The 19,408-nt window shown below is 54.9% G+C and carries 14 protein-coding genes; 7 read left to right on the forward strand and 7 right to left on the reverse strand.

The genetic code is table 11. The features are described 5' to 3' along the window. Positions 1 to 45: 45 nt before the first annotated feature. A complete protein-coding gene (locus PLIM_RS08085) occupies positions 46 to 492 on the reverse strand; it encodes an SRPBCC family protein (protein ID WP_013109822.1) in 447 nt (148 codons plus the stop codon). Positions 493 to 659: 167 nt separating this feature from the next. On the opposite strand from PLIM_RS08085, the gene miaA reads away from it, so the two are divergent. Beyond that, positions 660 to 1,628, forward strand: coding sequence for a tRNA (adenosine(37)-N6)-dimethylallyltransferase MiaA (gene miaA, locus PLIM_RS08090; protein WP_013109823.1), 969 nt, complete (start codon positions 660 to 662; stop codon positions 1,626 to 1,628). Between the two features lie 37 nt (positions 1,629 to 1,665). Here miaA and PLIM_RS08095 read toward each other — a convergent pair whose 3' ends face one another. Next, on the reverse strand, positions 1,666 to 2,997 hold the full coding sequence (locus tag PLIM_RS08095; protein ID WP_041401387.1) for a hypothetical protein: 1,332 nt from the start codon (positions 2,995 to 2,997) through the stop codon (positions 1,666 to 1,668). A gap of 195 nt (positions 2,998 to 3,192) precedes the next feature. Here PLIM_RS08095 and PLIM_RS08105 point away from each other — a divergent pair, with 195 nt between their 5' ends. The 3 genes from PLIM_RS08105 (at position 3,193) to PLIM_RS08115 (ending at position 8,799) form a co-directional block, all read left to right on the forward strand. Beyond that, positions 3,193 to 4,074: an alpha/beta hydrolase gene (locus PLIM_RS08105; protein WP_013109826.1), complete on the forward strand. Its 882-nt coding sequence runs from the start codon at positions 3,193 to 3,195 to the stop codon at positions 4,072 to 4,074. 73 nt (positions 4,075 to 4,147) lie between these two features. Beyond that, on the forward strand, positions 4,148 to 5,116 hold the full coding sequence (locus tag PLIM_RS08110; RefSeq protein ID WP_013109827.1) for a metallophosphoesterase family protein: 969 nt from the start codon (positions 4,148 to 4,150) through the stop codon (positions 5,114 to 5,116). Between the two features lie 101 nt (positions 5,117 to 5,217). Further along, a complete protein-coding gene (locus PLIM_RS08115) occupies positions 5,218 to 8,799 on the forward strand; it encodes a PVC-type heme-binding CxxCH protein (RefSeq protein ID WP_013109828.1) in 3,582 nt (1,193 codons plus the stop codon). 6 nt (positions 8,800 to 8,805) lie between these two features. On the opposite strand, the gene PLIM_RS08120 is transcribed toward PLIM_RS08115, so the two are convergent. The 4 genes from PLIM_RS08120 to PLIM_RS08135 form a co-directional block, all read right to left on the reverse strand. Beyond that, positions 8,806 to 10,221 carry a sulfatase family protein gene (locus PLIM_RS08120; RefSeq protein WP_041401392.1) on the reverse strand — a complete coding sequence of 472 codons (1,416 nt, stop codon included), beginning with the start codon at positions 10,219 to 10,221 and terminating at the stop codon, positions 8,806 to 8,808. 136 nt (positions 10,222 to 10,357) lie between these two features. Beyond that, positions 10,358 to 12,250, reverse strand: coding sequence for a sulfatase family protein (locus PLIM_RS08125; protein ID WP_013109830.1), 1,893 nt, complete (start codon positions 12,248 to 12,250; stop codon positions 10,358 to 10,360). A 60-nt stretch (positions 12,251 to 12,310) separates the two neighbouring features. Next, complete coding sequence (locus tag PLIM_RS08130) at positions 12,311 to 13,786, reverse strand: sulfatase (protein ID WP_052301676.1); 1,476 nt, start codon at positions 13,784 to 13,786, stop codon at positions 12,311 to 12,313. A gap of 92 nt (positions 13,787 to 13,878) precedes the next feature. Next, on the reverse strand, positions 13,879 to 15,750 hold the full coding sequence (locus PLIM_RS08135; RefSeq protein ID WP_196349546.1) for an arylsulfatase: 1,872 nt from the start codon (positions 15,748 to 15,750) through the stop codon (positions 13,879 to 13,881). A 246-nt stretch (positions 15,751 to 15,996) separates the two neighbouring features. Here PLIM_RS08135 and PLIM_RS08140 point away from each other — a divergent pair, with 246 nt between their 5' ends. Genes PLIM_RS08140 through murD form a run of 3 tightly spaced genes read left to right on the forward strand, consistent with a single transcriptional unit; the run spans position 15,997 to position 18,969 of the window. Continuing rightward, entirely contained in the window at positions 15,997 to 16,740 is a 744-nt protein-coding gene (locus tag PLIM_RS08140; protein WP_013109833.1) for an SDR family oxidoreductase, read from the forward strand. A gap of 59 nt (positions 16,741 to 16,799) precedes the next feature. Continuing rightward, entirely contained in the window at positions 16,800 to 17,441 is a 642-nt protein-coding gene (locus PLIM_RS08145; RefSeq protein WP_013109834.1) for a DUF4291 domain-containing protein, read from the forward strand. 31 nt (positions 17,442 to 17,472) lie between these two features. After that, positions 17,473 to 18,969 (forward strand): UDP-N-acetylmuramoyl-L-alanine--D-glutamate ligase, encoded by a 1,497-nt coding sequence (gene murD, locus PLIM_RS08150; protein ID WP_013109835.1) that lies wholly within the window; start codon positions 17,473 to 17,475, stop codon positions 18,967 to 18,969. Here murD and PLIM_RS08155 read toward each other — a convergent pair. Next, positions 18,935 to 19,330 (reverse strand): holo-ACP synthase, encoded by a 396-nt coding sequence (locus PLIM_RS08155; protein WP_013109836.1) that lies wholly within the window; start codon positions 19,328 to 19,330, stop codon positions 18,935 to 18,937. The two genes, murD and PLIM_RS08155, sit on opposite strands and share 35 nt — an antisense overlap. Between the last annotated feature and the right edge of the window lie 78 nt (positions 19,331 to 19,408).

Raw genomic sequence — 19,408 nt, forward strand, 5'->3', positions numbered from 1 at the left:
CAAGTCTACCTCAGGCTGTGTTTTGAATGATCGACTCGAGAGTGATTACGAAAACGCCTTGACCAGCATCTGACGGCGATAAGCGAAGGCATCTTCCAGTTGATCGAGAATCTTGTCGGCAGTGACCATCAGGCCAATCAGGCCTCCCGGTGGCTCAAACTCAATTCGATTTTTCAGCACGCACAACTCATCATCCTGCTGTTCGATGATGTAATCGTGAATGTAACTTTTAATAGGGCCTTTGATCAGTTCCTCGCGAAAGCCCACGGGAGAATTAAAGACCGTGATCTTCTGCTCAAGTTGCTGGACGACGCCGTAAGCCTGAACTCGACAGACCATGATGCTGCCGAGAGATAACACTTCGGGAGCTTCCACAAAAACCAGACCAGCATCTGGAGGACTCAGCGAAGCGAGATTCTTCGGACGTGAGATAAAATCGAAGATTTTTTCCGGTGCTGCAGGAAGCTGAACCTGACTCTCAAACTGTGGCATGTCAAAACCTTCGAAATAAACCTGCAGTTCCCTGGTTCAACAACAGCTGTCGAATGCGGTCCCTTTCAAGGTTCAGCAAACCACAGCCACTGTTATGATGGGCAGAATGCTGCCCTGCGAACTGAGTGCAGTGTATGCCACCTACCTGCTGTTGAAAACCACTCGCTATGCAGTTTCCCGCAGAACTTCTCAACCAGTGCTGGTTTCTGACCGGGGCGACCGCCAGTGGAAAGACCGCAGTCTCTCTCGAACTGGCAAAATTGCTCGATGCAGAGATTATTGCTCTGGATTCGATGACACTGTATCGAAAAATGGACATCGGTACAGCAAAGCCGACTATCTCGGAGCGTCTGGCGACGGCGCACCATTTGTTTGATGTCATTGAACCCTGGGAAGAATTCAGTGTGGCGGAGTATCTGAAAAGTGCCCGTCAGGTGGCTGAAGAGATTGTCCAGCGTCACAAGACCCCGCTGTTTGTCGGTGGAGCGGGGTTATATCTGAGGAGCCTGCTGCGTGGCGTTTTTAATGGCCCGGCTGCTGATTGGGAGCTCCGCAAGAAGTGGGAGACGTTGGCGATCACTGCGGGAAATCAGGCTGTTCATGACCTTCTGGCCCAATGCGATCCTCCCGCAGCGGCTCGATTACATGTGAATGATTTGCGGCGAGTGATCCGCGCATTAGAGGTTTTTGAGCTGACGGGCATTCCGTTGTCTGCGCAACAGAATCAACCGCCAGTCGAAGGGATCCACAAAGTCTTTGCTTTGATGCCCCCTCGAGGCTGGTTAGCCGAACGCATCGAACGGAGATTAATGCAGATGGTTCAGCAAGGGCTGGTGGCGGAAAACCTCAGACTTATGGAACTGGAGCGCCCTCTCAGCCATACCGCCCGACAGGCATTGGGCTACAAAGAGATTCTCGATTGGCTGGAAACCCTGAGGCCTGAAGCTCGACACCCGGAACTTTCTCTCCCTGAAGCTGTGTTTATCACCATGCGCGATCGCACACGACAGTTTGCCAAGCGACAGGAAACATGGTTCCGTAATCTGGAAGAATGTCGGCAAATCCCCATCGATCCCCAGGACAGTCCAGTCACGATTGCACGGCAGATATTGAAAGCCGCCGAGAATCGATCGTGACTTTGATAGAGATGGATCACTTCTGACGAGTGTGCGATTAGGGGATCCATCGCTGTAAGTGTTTGACCAGACAGAGCGCAGCTGGAATTGCGAGGAGAGGTTCAATGGGGGCCCGCATCCGCGCATTGCTGAAGTAGAAAATGTGCGGCAGCATCACCAGGCAGACAGTTCCCAACAACCAGACGCCAAAAACTCGATGACAGCGAAGGAGTTCAACAGTTCCTAAACAGGCCAGAATGGCGAACAGGCCATAGCAGAAGAACAACAGTTCCATGAGCCCCCGGGGGACTTGGTTCTGGAACATGCTTTGAGGCACTGGGCTCCAGAAAAATGCCATCCTGAGCAGGGCACTGCGAGCAAAGGCTGAAGGATTGCGGCGAATGGCTTGCCAGGCCCAGTCCTGCTGAAGTTTGTCTTGCTCGACTTCACTGAGCCCGTCGAGTTTTTCGCGGTTTTGGGCTTCCCATTCACGAAATTTTTCATCAGGCCAGATGGAAGTTCCCCGGGTTTCTTCCAGTTCCTGGATGACAGGATTGTTCGCCAGCCAGAGTGTGTAACCTCCATGTGTCGTGGTCACGATGGGAGTACCCGTCACGACGAGGTTTCGAGTCATCCAGATTCCGGGAGCGATCAAAGAAAATCCGGCGAGAAGCATTACGATTCGCAGTGGCAATCGCAGTGAAGCGTGTGATGAGCGTTGGCTGCTGGCCCATCCCATGCAGATGAGGAACCATGGCAACAGCAGAAGCAGGGCCGGTCTGGCCAATGGGGCGAGCCCTGCCAAGAGGCCAGCCCACATCAGCCTGGAGAGCGTAAGAGATGCGGGATGAATCAATGCCTGTGCCAACTGCAGAGACAACAGCATGATCAGAGTTGCGGCTAAAATTTCAGTCATCGGCTGGGTCGAGTAGAGCAGCAGCAGAGGATCTATTGCCACGATCAAGCCAGCCCAGCCACCCGCCAGATACCATCCATTTCTTTTGAGTCCATCGCTGGCAAGATCGATCGTCAACAGTTGAGTTGTTCGGATCGTAGCCCAGGTGAGCACCAGAGAGAGTGACAACTGCAGCATGGCCACAGCCCACGTGACATTTGCCAACCACAACAGCGGTGCCAGAAGCAGTGGGAAAAGTGGTGGTCGAAACGCTGTGGGAACTCCGCCAGGCCCGCAGTAGCCCAGACCATCAGCCAGATTTTGAGCCAGGAGCAGATAAGCATCCCGATCAATCGCTAAAGATTCGGGCTTCACAACCATCCAGCCCACGCGGAGGATCAAGGTCAACGCCAAAGCTGTCCAGCACAGCCAGTCAAGACGGAATCTCGATAATGGCTGTGCTACTGACGGCGGCTGCGGAGAGTGAAAATTCATTGACAGCGTCACTGTCCAGTGAGGTTTTCCCGTTGGCACGGGATCAATGGTTGAAAACCAAATGTGAAAGCAAATCGAAACGAATCCGTGCGCAGTTGATCACGAGCGATTTTCACGGTCAACTGAAAGGGCATGAATATCGAGTTTGATTCATGACTGAATCGACACAACAGGACACACATCTGGAGAGCAGCGATGGCAGATTTCTGGAAATACGGGCTCGTCATGCTCTCCCTCTGGGTTGGTCTGCAGCATGCGGCTCTGGCAAGCGATCCCGCTGTGAAAATTACGCCGGATGTGGTCTATGGTCATAAAGATGGCCTGGCGATGACGCTGGATGTCTTCACGCCAACCGCAAATGCCAATGGAGCAGGGGTGATTTTTATCGTTAGCGGTGGCTGGTATTCGCAGTGGACACCACCCGAAAAGCTGCATGGCATGCTCAAGCCACTGACCGATGCAGGCTATACCGTTTTTGCAGTGCGGCATGGCAGCAGCCCGAAGTATGGCATTCCGGATGCCGTCGCCGATGTTCGCCGCAGTGTGCGATTTATTCGTCTGCATGCCCAACAGTTTGGCATCTCGCCCGACCGACTGGGAGTCTTTGGCATCAGCGCTGGAGGACATCTTTCACTCACGCTGGGCACCACAGGAGACGATGGCCGTGCGAGTGACGCTGATCCAGTCAATCGCGTGAGTGATCGTGTTCAGGCCGTGGTGGCCTTTGTTGCTCCTACCGATCTGACGATTATGGTGCGCGAGGCCAAAGACCGGTTGCCGGCTTACAATCGGTTCCCGGCGCTGGATCTCGACCTGGCTGCAGCGAAGAAGCTTTCACCTCTCTTTGAGGTTTCTGCCGATGACGCGCCGACCTTGCTGCTGGCTGGGGCCAAGGATGATCTGGTCCCCATCGCGCACAGCCAGAAAATCAAGGCGGCTTTCGATCAGACGCAAGTTCCCAGCCGATTAATGGAATTCCCCGAGGCAGGCCATGGCTTGCCTCCTGCCGACATGAAACAGGCCGTTGAAGAAATGCTGAACTGGTTCAACAAGCATCTTGCCCCGCCAACTTCATGAGTGACAAAAACGCTGCTTCCCCTGTATTCGATTGAATACCCAGTACGACGAGACATTCCTGGAGCGATTCCTGATGACAAATATCAGTCGGCGGACATTTCTGGCTACAAGTTCCTGCGCAATCACTTTACCCGCCCTGGTGACTCAGGCGCAGGAGCAGACAGCACCTCTGCGTTTTGGGGTGATCACGGATCTCCATCAGGACATTATCCCCGATGCTCCTGAACGTTTGAGAGCGTTTGTCGAAGCGATGACATTGGCAAACGTCGATTTTATCTGCCAACTGGGCGATTTTTGTATCCCCAAACCTGCAAACCAGCCCCTCATGAAGATCTGGAACTCATTTCCCGGGCCTAAATACCATGTGCTGGGTAATCATGACATGGACGCCGGTTACAAACCTCAGGTCACTGCCGAGTTCTATGGTATGCCTGCCAGGTACTATGCGTTTTCTGCAAAAGGGGTGCGATTCATTGTTCTGGATGGAAACGAACCGGGGGGCCAGAAATCGGGATATGCCCGGTACATTGGACCGGATCAAATCGCGTGGTTGAAAACGGAGCTTGAGAAATCCAACGAACCCGTCATCGTGCTCATCCACCAACCTCTGGAAACAGATTCAGGCATCGAAAACCATGCGGCAATCCAGAAGATTCTCGAAGGGACGTTATCAAACAAGTCGCCCGTAGTGGCTGTATTCGCAGGTCACTTGCATCAGGATTACGTTCGCCCTGTCAACGGGATTCCCTACATCCAGATCAACAGTGCGGCTTACCACTGGATGGGGGATCAATTCGCACACGAGAGTTACTCTCCAGAAATTCACAAACAGCATCCTCACCTGAAAAGTACCTGCCCCTATCAGGATCCTTTATGGGCGATGGTGACTGTCGATCTAGCCGGGCGAACACTCGAAATTGAGGGGCTAAAAACGACATGGGTCGGGCAATCTCCCTGGGAACTGGGTGCGACTGAGAAAAGTCATCCGCCGGAAATTGTCCGGCCAGCCATCAGTGAGCAGCAGATCAATCTGGTTCGCTGATCCTCGAATGATCTCAGAATTGAGTCACTGTGGCGGCCCAGTGTTTCTCGATATAAGATATATCGCACATTGCTTATGCGTTTTTCCGAGAGGCACTGTCCATGGATCATCGTTTCCAGCCGCGATTGTTGTTGAGCCGCACAGTTCGTTATGGATTGCTGGCTGGCCTGATGTTCGTTGGAGGATGGGCAACGCTCGATGCGCAGGTGATTCCTCATCGGCAGGAGAAGCCACCCAACGATCCCCGCGACGCAACGACTGCTGCGAAGCTGATGACGGTGCCGGAAGGCTTCACGGTGGAAGTCGTCGCCAGTGAGCCGGAGATCGTCAATCCGGTGGCGATGGCGATTGACGAGAAAGGCCGCTTCTGGATCACGGAGTCGCTCGAGTATCCTCGGCATAGTGCCGGGCCGGGGCGGGACCGCGTCAAGATTCTCGAGGACACCGATGGCGACGGCAGGGCCGACAAATTCACAGTCTTCCTTGACGGGCTGAACATTCCCTCGGCCGTCCAAGTGGGACATGGTGGTGTCTGGATTGCGAATGCTCCGGATCTCCTGTTTGTGCCGGATGCCAATCGGGATGGTGTTCCCGATGGCCCTGCTCAAGTCGTGGTGACCGGCTTTGGCCGCGACGACACGCATGAGTTGCCGAATTCGCTCACCTGGGGGCCGGATGGCTGGCTCTATGGGCTGAATGGCGTCTTCAATCCCAGCCACATTAAGTATGGCAAAGACAATCCGAACTTTGCCGCCGCCGAGAAGGAAAAACATCCCGGCTGGAAGTTCACGGTGGCGATGTTCCGCATTCATCCGCAGACGCGCGAATTCCAGGTCTTCTGCGAAGGGACGAGCAACCCGTGGGGGATCGCCTTCAATGACGAAGGCGAAGCGTTCATCAGCGCCTGCGTCATCGACCACCTGTGGCATCTCGTCGAAACTGGCTACTACCACCGGCAGGGCGGGCCTTATCCGCCGCACACATGGAAGATTGAATCGATCGTCAAGCACAAGCACCAGAAGGCGGCGTATTGCGGCATCACGTGGTTCGACAGCGACGCCTACCCCGAGCAGTACCGCAAGAAACTCTATATGGGGAACATCCACGGCGGATGTATCAATGTCGACCGCATTGAGCGTAATGGTTCGACCTACGCGGGCTTCGGCGAACCGGATTTCCTGACAGCGAACGATGCCTGGTTCATGCCGGTGGTGCAGAAGACCGGGCCTGATGGCTCGCTCTACATCCTCGATTGGTACGACCGCTATCATTGCTATCAAGACGCCAACCGCGATCCCGAGGGTATCGACAGGCTCAAAGGGCGGCTGTATCGCGTCCGATACAAGGAGACGCCTCGAAAGGCGAACTTCGACCTGGTGACTTCCAGCGACGACCAGCTGGTGGAACTGTTAGCAAATCCGAACGTCTGGACTCGCGGCACCGCCCAAAGGATTCTGGAGGAGCGGCTGTGGCGCAAGGACGGGAAGAGTGACTCGCTGCATAAGAGGTTATTGGCACTGGCACTCAACGAGTCGACTCCGGCTCACCTGCAACGAGCGGCCTTTCAAATCGCCACCTTCGCGCCTGGATTCAACAAAGAGCAGACAAAGCAGGCGACAGTGAATTGCGACCCTTTGATCCGCGCCTGGGCTTTGCGCACTGCAGTGGGAAGCCTGATGATCGGAACGGACGGGCAGAGAGCGACACCTTCATCGAACAAAATAGCGGCCGCGCTGGTGATCGAACAAATTGGCTCTGACTTAAGCGATGCAGATGCCCGTGTGCGCCTCCAGGCGTTGATCGCGATGACACGTGCTGCCGAGCAGGGCCTTACGGATGAATCGCTGCATCGTGCCTTCAAGACGGCAGCTCCAAAACTCCTCGAAGATGCTCATGCCCATCGGCTCGCATGGCAGACGATCAAAGCTTTTTATGGACGTAGACCAGAACTCCTGGGTGATCTCCTCGCTTCGCCTGAATACCGGTCGAGTGCTCTGGCGAAATCATTGGATGGCCGGTTGATGGACTGGATCTTATCGCAGCCCCAGCCGGATGCGGTCGTGCTGCAAACGATTCTCGCCACCGATGCGGCCAGTGAGTCAGCCCGGCAGGTGCTGAACGTGCTGGCAACTCAGATTCAGACGCGGCAGCTGGCTGGGGACCGTTTGGTGGCCGTTCGTCAGTTGGTTGGGCCGATCATCCAAAAAATCGTGGCCGATCCTTCGAGCCGCAACTTTGTGCCAGCCGCGCTTCTGGCGACGACCTGGGGAGACTCGGAAGGGTATGCCGCTGCTCGCAAGGTGCTGGAAACGTCCACCTTCAAAGACGAGGAGCGACTGGCGGCCGCTGGGGCACTGGTGGCGGCTGGTCAGGATGAAGTACTGCGGAGTGTGGCCGCCATATTCGATGGCAAGCCGCCCGCTGCCAGCGAATTCAAGGGGAAGCTGCTGGCGACTTTGTCGCGGCTGGATGATCCCGAAGTTGGCTCATTCGCCTTGGCCTACTACCCGAAGCTCACCACCGATCTGCAGCCCAAGGCCATCGAACTGCTCACCCAGCGACCGACATGGGCTGCGGCTCTTTTGGCAGCGATGGAGAAGAAGCAGATTCCCGCGTCAGCTCTCAGTTCACTTCAGGCACGACGCATCGCAGATCTGGGTGATGAACAACTTTCCAAGCGGCTGGGTGAAGTGTGGGGACAGGTGCGTTCAGGCCGCGACCCGCAGCGGGAGCGGGTGGTTGCCGAGATGCGGCATCTCGTTCGCACCACCCCGGGGGACGCGGTGAAAGGCCAGCTCGTCTTCAGCAAGGTGTGCGGGCAATGCCACAAGATGTACGGCGAAGGGGCGGAGGTCGGGCCGGAGATCACGCTCAATGGGCGGAACGATTACACGCAGCTCCTTTCGAATATCTTCGACCCGAACCTCGTCATCGGTGCGGGTTATCGCTCATGCACGGTCATCACCGACGACGGCCGGGCACTCAGCGGTCTGTTGGCTGAAGATTCTCCCGAACGGGTGGTCCTGAAGGTGCAGGGGGGGAAAGTGGAGATCATTCCCCGCAACACGATCGAGGAGTACAAGCTGAGCGAACTTTCGCTGATGCCCGAAGGGATCGAAAAGCAGTTGTCGCGTCAGGAGATCGCCGATTTGATGGCGTATGTCATCCTCGACAAGCCGCCGGGTGACCCAAGCGCGCGGCAACTGCCAGGGGCGTTCGAAGTCGCGCCCCGTGAATCGAACAACCCGGCGGAATTCGGGGCGATCTTTCAGACAGTTGCACCGGGCTTTGCGGAGGTTTCCTCGGGACTCAATGGTGTCGGATTGCTCAAGGAACATGGCGGTCAAAAAGTTGTCGTGCGGACACATCCTGTCGATCAGAAGCGACCGATGGTGGCGAAGGGAATCTTCGACCTCCCCGCCGACAAGCCGAGCCGACTCCTGGTTCATGTGGCGCACGACACGCGCGGCGACTTCCGGCTGGTGGTTAAGGTCAACGGAAAAGTGATCCATGAAGAGATCATCGGCAAGTCGACGACCGAGAATGGCTGGGCCCGCCGGGAGATCGATCTGGCTCCGTTCGCTGGGACGCAGCCTGTGATCGAAGTCCTTAACGAAGCGAACAACTGGGCCTACGAATTCGCCTATTGGGGCGAACTGCGGGTGACCAGCGAGGCGAAATAGTGGGCGTTACCTGGCGAGATTTCTTAGCTTCGCGAAGCGCTCACGGAGATCACGTAAAGTGTCGAGAGATTTTTCATCTCCGGCCAAGTCGTGTTCTTCGCGAGGATCAGTGGTGAGATGAAAGAGTTCTTCCCGCTGAAAGTCTGGCCAATACAGGTACTTCCACTCGGGCGTCACGAGAGCCTGCGATGAAGGGATAAACGAAATGTCACGGATAGCCGAATGCTCGTAGAAGAAGTCGGTTCGCCAACTTTTGGCGGCTGCCTGTCTTGAAGCGGGCGTTCCCAGATAGAGGGGTGACATGTCCTGGCCCTGCATCCGCGGGGTGGGCTGGGCACCGGCGGCGCGAAGGATCGTCGGCGCGAGATCGACGTTCAGTGTCTGGGCATTATTCGTCATTCCCGCCAGCGATTTGTCCATCCGGGGATCGACGATTACCAGCGGCACGCGGATACTTTCTTCGTAAGGATACCACTTATCAGCCAAGCCTTTTTCGGCGTGGAAATAGCCGTTGTCCGTGGTGAAGAGGATGAGCGTGTTGTCCGCCAACCCCTCCGCATTCAATCGATCCAGAATGCGGCCGCAGGCAGCATCGACTTCGGTGATGAGCCGGTAGTAGTTTTTCATCGACGTCTGGAAGGCTTCATCCGTCGAGAACCTTAACGACCAGCGACGGCGGCCCTCCTGCTTGTCGTTCGCCAGGAAGGGTGGCAAATTTCGAAAAGCCTGCTCGTTCGCTGTCGCAGGTACTGGAATGATGTCATTGACATACAGCGACATGCTTTTCGGTTGCGGCAAGTATTGTGCGGGTGAAGGGTCATCGGCGTGAGGGGCGAAGAAGGCGACCGTCAGGCAGAAGGGTTTTTCCTTGGAACGGCTGTCGAAGAAGTCGAGGGCGTCCTGTTCCTGCAGGGCGGTGATATGAACCTTCTCGCCTTTCTTACCGGCCTCGCCCCGAGCGGGAACCCAGTGCCTCGTGGCTGAGATGCGGCTGTAATCGTAGTTGGCGGCGGGGAACTTGCCGTTGTGCCACTTGCCGACATGGGCCACGTGATAGCCCCGTTCACGAAGGATCGCGGGATACGTTTCGGCCCAGGGGGTTTTGAACATCTCGAAGGCCGGGTTGCCGTGACGCGACATCCATTGGCCAGTGAGGAGCGTGGCGCGGGAGACGCCGCAGATGGAGGTGGTGACGGCATTACGCGGAAAGCGAACGCCCTTGGCCGCAAGGGCGTCGATGTGGGGTGTCTGGATAATGGGGTTGCCGGCGCAGCCGAGGGAATCAAAACGCCAGTCATCGGCGTAAAGCACCACAATGTTCAGCGGCTGAGCAGGAGTCTCGGCCGCGAGGAGATCGCCGCAGATCATAAGTCTCAACAAGAACAAGATCGCAATCTGAAGGATTCGCTGTCGTGAAGACATGGTGTAATCACTTTCGTAGGGTCCGCTGTGCGGACCATGTTGCGTTGTCAGGTCTCGTTAAAAATAGTGGTTAGTATGTCGGCATATTCGAGTCGTGATTTGCATGGATCGGGAAAAATGGTCCGCACAGCGGACCCTACCGGTTTGATGTTCGACGTTCTTTAAGTTCCTTGAGATTCAGGAGCAATCGAGGAATGTACGGACTGAAACGCTGGTCAGGCAGCTTGAGGTTTGTTGTGTTCATCAGCAGAAGATCGTCCCAGAGTGACTGGCCTCGATCTCCCAGAGATTCAATGGCCGTCAGTGCGCTGATCGAGGTCAGCACATCACTCTTTTCGGGAGTGGCTAAGGTTTTGAGCAAAGCGAGCCCCTGGGACTGCTCGGCTGAGGAACCTGCGAGCACAGCCAGTTGTGCAGAGACAATCTGCACCGAGGGTGATTCATCGTCCATCAGTGGCAAAACAGCCGGCAAAGGGATTGGCGCGCCCCGCTGCTGACGAATGAGCAAGCCGATGAGGCCCCAGTAGCGAACACCCGGTTCGGGATCACTGAGAAATTTTGACAGTTCCTCAATTTTTGACTCTTTGGAGGCTGCCACATCAGCCGCCTCGATCGTCTTTTCGAGGGCGAATGTTTCCGGGCGATGGCCCAGTCCCCAGGGAGTGGTTGATTTTGACCGGCGGTGCATCTCTTCTTCAGGAAGGTAGCAGACATCGCGGACTCGCACGTTCTGATCGAACAGAACCTTTCGAAAGCGGGCGATGGTCGCGGCGTGCGCAGGATCAAGTGCCAGATTGACAACTTCATCCGGATCGCTGGTGAGATCGTAAAGTTCTTCGGGTTCACGAGGCGTGACCCACATGGCGGACTGTGCCGGATTGAGCTTCCCTTGATCGAATAAGGTTTTCCAGGCCACAGTCGTCGGTGTCTGAAACTGGTACTCCAGATACTGGCCATGGGGAAGATGCAGCAGGTAATTCCGCAGATAGACATATCGACCATCTGTCACACTGCGAACATGATCGGGCCGCTCATCCATGCGTCCGCGAACACCAAACAGGTACTGGGGGGCTGGAGCGGTATAAGGACCGGCAAAAGCATGACCTTGCATGTAGGCGGGTGGCTGGATGCTTGCCAGACTCAGGATTGTGGGAGCCAGGTCGACAAAACTGATCAATCGGTCAGAAACACCCCCGGCACGATAATCAGCCGGAGCCAGGTGGCGATACTTTTCGGGGAAGTAAACGACAAAAGGCACCTGCAACCCGGTGTTGCCAGCCCAGCGTTTGTTTCTGGGCATGCCACTGCCGTGATCTGCGTAATAAAAGACAATTGTGTCCTCCGCGAGGCCGGCCTCTGCCAGTTCGAGAAGGTGAATACCGGCGTCGGCATCGGCAGCTCTCACCTGGTCGTAATACTGTGCCCAATCCTGGCGAACCTCGGGAGTCTCCGGATGGTACTTAGGAATGCGGACATCAGCAGGGCTGGTCAAGGCCTGATGAGGCCGTTTGCGAATCTGGCTTTCATGACTTTTCGTCGAATTGAAGACTGCAAAGAAAGGCTGTCCAGGTTTGCGATTCTTCCAGTGAGCATTCGCACCTGATTTATCCCATGGGGGAACCGCTTTGGGGACGTTGTAGTCTTCTTTCGAGTTGTTTGTCGTGTAATAGCCGGCTTTGCGCAAATAAGCCGGGAAGAGAAGTTGCTCTTCTGGCCAGGGAACCATCGATCGCATGTGAAGCCCACCACTGGCTGATGGGTAGACGCCGGTGATAATGGCTGTTCGAGCGGGTGCACAGACAGGCACCACCGACCATGCCATGCGAAACCGCATCCCTTTTTTGGCTAACTGATCGACATGAGGAGTGCGTGCGAGCGAATCACCATAACAACCCATATGTGGCCCGTGGTCTTCACTTGTCAGCCACAAGATATTCGGAAGCCTGGTCGATTCCTGCTGAGCCATGGCCGACCTGCCAGCCAGGCAATCAACAACGAGTAACGCAAGAACGAAAAAAAAGTATCTCATGGGGAAATTCTCAGGTGAAGCGGCTTCGCGAATGTTGAATCAACAGGATCAGAAGGCAAACTACTCCGGGATGGGTGACGAACGCTCAATGATCTCGCCTTCCCAGATCGCGCGGTTCGTCTGCCGGTCAAAGGTGAGAACGCGGTCTTTACTTCCCGTCACAGGTGGTTGATCGATCGATGGGAGCCATGAATTGAGCTGTTTCTTGAGGCCTGAATGTGCAGGATCATCGGCAAGATTCTTGAGTTCATGAGGATCGACGAGGTGATCGTACAACTCTTCCGATCCATCGGCATAGCGAATGTAGCGATGATCTCGCGTACGGATCGCATGGTTGCCTTGATTGTGGGAAGTGATTGCCGGTCGCTGGCGAACAGCGAGTGGGTTTGTCAATTGCGGAACCAGTGAGACCCCTTCCAGATCAGTCGGGGCCTCAAGCTGGCAAAGCTGTGCCAGAGTGGGGTAGATATCGAGCAGTTCGACGGGTTCTACACATTTTCCACCTGCGAGAACTCCCGGGCCGGCGAAGAGGAGAGGCACACGGGTGGAGCGTTCCCAGAGCGTGTTCTTACCCGTGATCCCTTTCTCACCCAGATGCCAGCCATGGTCCGACCAGAGGACGATCAACGTATTGTTTGCCTCGCCTGTCGCTTCCAGCGCGGCCAACAGTCGCCCGATCTGGGCATCGACATACGAAGTCGACGCCAGGTAGGAACGCACCAGAGATCTCCAGTGCTCATGCTGCTGCAGCCATTTGAGTCGTGGTTCGGGAAGCCGCCAATGCAGATACCAGGAGAAGCGGGGGGTATCCTTTCGATCATCTTTTTCGATGAACGGCAAAATCGAATCGTCATCAGGATACATGGCCAGCCATTCGGGCGTGACGTAGCAGGGAACATGTGGCAGGAAGTACCCCACACACATCAGAAAAGGTTTGGATTCACCTGTTGATGACGACTGTTGGACTTGCCGCTGTTTGAGTTTTTCAATGGCCCAATCGGTGATCTGAGTATCGCCTTTCTCACTGTCGAGATGAGGAAAGGCACCCCAATCGACCAGTGGATTGGAGTGAGGCGGAGGCTGGATAAGCCGCTTTTCAGGACGTTTTCCGACACCTCCCGCTGGGCCCCATTCGTCGAACTCTTTCAGGCGATCTTTGGGCTTACCGCCACCTCCATGAAAGATCTTTCCTGTACTGAGAGTGGTATAGCCTGCCTTGCCAAAGGCCTGCGGCAACGTCAGTCGTCCCGAGAGCGCCGGGACATCTCGAAACCAGGGAGACAATCCATAGATGCCCGTTGTCGTGCTCCGCAAGCCTAAGAGAAGACTCGTTCGCGAAGGATTGCATAAAGGGGCCTGGCAATGAGCATTCAAAAAGACCGTACCTCGCTCAGCAAGTGATTTAAGTTGCGGCGTTTTGACCAGTGGATGCCCACCCAGAGGTTCGATCCAGTCATTCTGGTCATCAATGGCAATCATCAGGACATTGGGGCGCTTGGGTGGAGATTGAGGAGAATTCTCGTGAGCCACCACCATCGTCGAATGGATCAAACTGACTGCCAGCAGCAGGGCCCATGCCGATTGGTTATGAATCCATCGTGTGAAACTTGAGAGAGAAACATTGTTGTTCACGGTCGCTGCTCCTCCAGAATCAGGTTGATGGATTTCAGATCGATGATGGAGGAACCCTGGAGCTGAGTCGCACGAATCGTCAGTAAGCCCGGGCCTGCAGGAAGTTGAATCGACCCGGCCTGCCAGCGTCGAAATGGCTTCGAGAGTGTCTCGGCTTTGGGGCGGGGAATCGTGTCCTGCCGGGTGTCCGTGGGTGGATCGTGAGAGATGGAAATCAGCACGGAGAGTTTGCTGTCCTGAAAACTGATTTCCAATTCAGAGCCTATTGCGGTTGCCGGTGATGTCGATTCCAGTTCAATGCGATATGCCCCACTCGTGAGGATATCCACCGGCCAGACGACCGCACTTTGGTCATCATTCCAGTTCGTAAAATAAGAACTGTTGGGAGCATTCGAACTTCTCTGAATCTTGCCGAGAGGTTGGCCATCGCGTGCGGGGAGCCAGGTGTATGGCAGAGAAACATATCCTACAGGATAGAGTCGGGAATCTTGCGCTGGATGGGCGAGAAACTCTTTGTGCGCAGGCAGCAACCAGGGGGATTTGAGTATGTCCGCCGTATCGAGTTGCGCGGACTGTTGGCTGGTTGCGGGAGGCTGCAACAACTCAGTTTTCAGGCGTTCAAGTTGCTGCCTCATGACGCTGGCAATTTCAGGATGAGTGGTGCTGAGGTCGACTTTCTGACTGCGGTCATGCTGCATGTCATACAAGCGACTCTGGAAATCGAGCCGATGAGTGGGGGAACGCAAGCTGAACTTGCCTGCCCAATGTGAGAGTAGAGGTTGTTGACGCTCAAAGGGGACATTTTTCAGGAGTGCCGTCGAGACATCAAGACCATCGAGTGGCTTGGCGGAATCGAGCGGGATATTCGCCAGACCCGCCAATGTGGGGAGCAGATCAATTGCTCCGATGAGTCCGGTTTGTGTGGAACCTGGAGGGATATGCCCCGGCCACCGCAGAAATCCGACGGAACGAACTCCACCTTCATCAACAGTCCCTTTGCGGCCGCGCATGTCGCCATTCCAGCGGACTGTGTTGGGCCCGTTATCAGAGAAATAGAGGACAATCGTGTTGGAGGAAAGGTGGAGCGAATCGAGGCGTGCGAGTAACCGGCCGACGGCATCATCCTGCTGTTCCATCATGGCATAGACACATCGGACCGCGTCGGCCTCTTTGCCAGTCAAACCGACATCGCGATCTTTCCAGCGATTCCAATACGTTTGAGGGACGCACCAGGGGGAATGAGGTGTCGTGAGAGGAACATAGCAGAAGAATGGTGGCTGGCTGCTGGAGATAAAATCGATAGCCGCATTCATGCAGGTATCGACAATGTAACCCTCGGAAGTGACAGGGCGGCCTTGCGACTCGAGTGGAGCATCGATGTATTCGCTCCAATGGCCGGCGGTGTAACCCAACTGGACATCGAATCCCCGAGCCAATGGGTGATAGGGGCCTTGTGACCCATTGTGCCATTTGCCAAAGATCCCGGTTCGATAACCCGCTTTTCGGAAGTGCTCCGCAATCGACTGCTCATCGAGGTTGAGTCGCTCCTCACCCAGGGAGACTCCGCGAACACCCGTGCGGAGGGCATATCGACCGGTAAGAAATTCGGCACGAGTTGGTGAGCAGACCGGGCAGACATAAAAATTTGTCAGCGAGACTCCCTGTTGAGCGATGGAGTCGATATGCGGAGTCTTTACATAGGGATTTCCACTGACTGAGTAATCACCCCAACCCGCATCATCCGCGAGCAGCACCACGATGTTGGGAGGCTGTGGCCTGGCGGATTGTTGAGCCTCTGACGAGGTGGGACTGATCAGCACCACACAGCAGGCCAGCAGCATCACGTATGACGATATTCCGAAGCCCATCAGCCCATGCCATCGTCTCAACCACACGAATCTCGCCCATCGCATGCACAAAACCTCTTGATAAACCGCAGTTAAAGATTTGTGGCAGTTTAGCGAAAAAGCATCAATAACAGTGCATGTGTTTTCTCTCCGTGCTCAAGATTCACCAAAGATTGATCCCCTCATCTGTAAGATCGCTGGAATCTTGTTGGTACACAGCGGCAGGTCATGTCTGTTTCCACATGTTTTAAATCAGGTGCGATGAAGATGTCTTTTCAAATTGCAGATCGAGTTGTGCTGGTCACTGGTGCCAATCGCGGAATTGGAAAATCGATTGTCGAAACACTTCTGGCCCATGGGGCGAAAAAGGTCTATGCCGGTGTGCGGGAGTTATCCAAAGCCAAAGACCTGGTTGAGCTGGGTCAGGGTAAGGTGATACCCATCATCATCGATCTGGCAAACCGAACCACGATCGACCAGGCAGCAGCTGATGCCCAGGATGTCGAGTTGGTTGTGAATAACGCCGGGATTGCCCGAACAACATCCCTTTTCAGTGAGCAGGTGTATGGATCGCTGGATGAAGAATTGAAAGTCAACCTGTATGGCGTCATTGCCATGGCCAGGGCTTTTGCACCAGTTCTAAAAGCGAATGGTGGGGGAGCGTTCGTGCAACTCAATTCGGTGGTGTCGATCAAGTCTTTTGGAGACTTTGCCACCTATAGTGCTTCCAAAGCCGCTGCCTACTCGGTCACTCAGGCCATTCGCGATGGGCTTAGAGAACAAGGGACATTAGTGGTCAGCGTCCATCCGGGGCCGATTGCGACCGATATGGCAGCAGCCGTCGGGTTATTGGAAGTCGCTGATCCTCCCGCGGTCGTTTCTGAAGGGATCGTTCAAGCACTGGCGCAGGGTCAGTTCCATCTCTTCCCTGACAAAATGGCAAAACAGTTCTGGGGTGTGTATGAAAACTACGCCAGGAATATTGTGGAAGGAACAGGAACTGGTGAGTGACCAGTCGATTGATTGGAATATCCATCGATGATGTGTCTTGATCAAAGACGGGAAGTTGTATGGGGCTGAAGACGGAGCTTTATGCGGAGCAGGCAGAACAGTGGCCTCACGAGGGACGTCATATTCTGGCACAGTTTGATCAGGACACGATCATTGTTTACCAGGCTTACCAGCCAGCGATTGGTCATTACACAGCCATGCATCGAACTTTTGGTGGTGGTTTCAGTTATTCCCGAATGAGTTGGATCAAGCCGAACTTCTTGTGGATGATGTATCGCTCAGGTTGGGGAACAAAAGCGAATCAGGAGATCACACTGGCCTTAAGAATCCGCAGGGAGTTTTTTGATGCTCTGCTGGCTGAAGCTGTCCCGTCATCCTGGGATCCAACAGAATTTGTCACTGAAGACGAATGGTCACAAGCGGTGAGCAAGTCTTCAGTGCGCCTGCAGTGGGATCCGGATCATCATCCCACAGGTGCAAAACTCGAAAGAAGGGCCATTCAGCTCGGGCTGAGAGGGGATGTCCTCAAAGCTTTTGGACAGCAAGAACTGATCGACGTTATCGACATTTCAGACTTTGTGAGTGCACAAAGAGAGAGGCTCTTAAGTCGAGGCACATCGGCTCTCGTAACTCCTCTTGAACGCGTGTACTCACCCGCTGATCCTGAGATAGCACTAAGACTCAAACTCGCGAAGTGTTGAAACTGTCGTGGTTTCTTTCGACACTTCCGGCATGTCAAAGAATCTGCCTCAATTTCAGAAGCGAGCTTTCACCAGACGCGCTGCCATTTCGCTCGCAGGTCGTCATGTGACTGTCCTGGGTTTAGGGACTCTGGGCGGGGCTGTCGAAGCTGTCAAGTTTCTGGCAGCACAAGGGGCCATCGTTACTGTCACTGATGAGAAGCCCGCCAGCAAGCTGGCTGCCAGCCTGGCCGAACTCGCCCAGATACCGATTCATCGGTTTGTGCTCGGTGGGCATGATGACGATGACTTTCGCAAGGCTGACTTAATTGTCGCCAACCCTGCCGTTCGACCAGATCATCGATTGTTGAAACTGGCACGAGATGGTGGCATTCCGATTACCACAGAGGTGCAACTCTTTCTCGAACGGTGCCCGGCACCCGTCGCGGCGGTGACTGGAAGTAATGGAAAGTCGACCACCACGGCCATGCTGCATCGTATCTGCGAAATGGCCAGTGGATCGCCGGGCCTTCGACGAGCGTGGCTGGGTGGGAACATCGGCGTCAGCCTGCTCGATCAACTCCCCGCAATAACCAGCGATGATCTCGTGGTGATGGAGTTGAGCAGCTTTCAGCTGTACTGGCTGAATCAGATCGAATGGAGTCCGAGTATCGCCATCGTGACCAACTTTTCAGCCAATCATCTTGACTGGCATGACGGTCTCGATGATTACCGATCTGCCAAGCAGACGATGTTTCGCTGGCAGAATGAAAGCGATGTTGCGGTGATCAATCTTGATGATCCGGATGTCTGTCAATGGCCCGGCCCAGCCCTGCGACTGGGGTTTCAGACAGGTTCAAACTGCTCTGATGTCACGACGAAATATGGTGTTTTCTCAGAATCAGAAAAGGAAGGTTGTTTGCCTTCACAGATTCTGCGTTTGCCTGATGCAGAGATCCGCTTGGCTGCCTCGAGCTGGCTACGAGTCAAGGGCGAACATAATCTGCAGAATGCCATGGCCGCGATTGCGGCGGCATCGGTGATGGATATCCCCATGGAAGTCATCGAAACAGCACTTCGCAGTTATCAGGCACTTCCTCATCGACTGGAGTTTGTTGGAGCATGCGCAGGGCGTGAATTCTATAACGACTCGCTGGCGACGACTCCGGAATCGGCGATTCTCGGTCTAAAGGCATTTTCTCAGCCAGTGATCCTGCTCGCGGGAGGTTATGACAAAGGTGTCGATCTTTCATCGATGTCAAAAGTGATTTCAAAAGCTTGCCGGGTGGTGGTTCTGATGGGGCAAACAGCCCCAGCCATTCATGAACAGATTGAACAATACAGGCCGTCAGGAGGCGGGCCGGAAGTTATCTTCGCGAGCAGCCCGCATGATGCGTTTACCAAAGCCTGGGAAAACTCGCAGCCGGGAGAGGTCATGCTGCTTTCGCCAGGTTGTGCCAGTTACGACTGGTTTGTCAATTTCCGTGATCGAGGTGAGCAGTTTCGTCAGTTCGTTATAGAGCTGGCAAAGACTCATGAAGAGCAATGACGTTCGCGGTGGCCATGGTGCGGCAATGAGCGGCTGAAACCATGATTTTGCCGATCTTCATGCGGTCAGCCACCAGAGCCAATTCACCGCGAAGAACGATTTCGAATCGATAATTGCCATCTTCCTGAACCAGTACTTCCCGCCAACTCAAACCGGGCCCCGCATAAGGCCCAATGGCCCGGACAGTCGCATCTTTGATTGCCCAGTACATGGTGAATTGCTGCAGATACTCGGTTCGCTCACGGCAGGCAATGATCTCGGCTGGGGTGTAAATGCGATTAAGAAAACGCTCTCCGTGCCGCTCAATCAGGCGGCCAATGCGAATCGTCTCACACAGGCTTGTTCCCATTCCGACAATCACGCGTGGTCTCGATCTGCTATGTGAACAATTGAATTGCTGGAAATGACAAGACAGGGCATTACATGAATTTCGACAATT

It is taken from the genome of Planctopirus limnophila DSM 3776 (assembly GCF_000092105.1).
Taxonomy (GTDB): Bacteria; Planctomycetota; Planctomycetia; order Planctomycetales; family Planctomycetaceae; genus Planctopirus; species Planctopirus limnophila.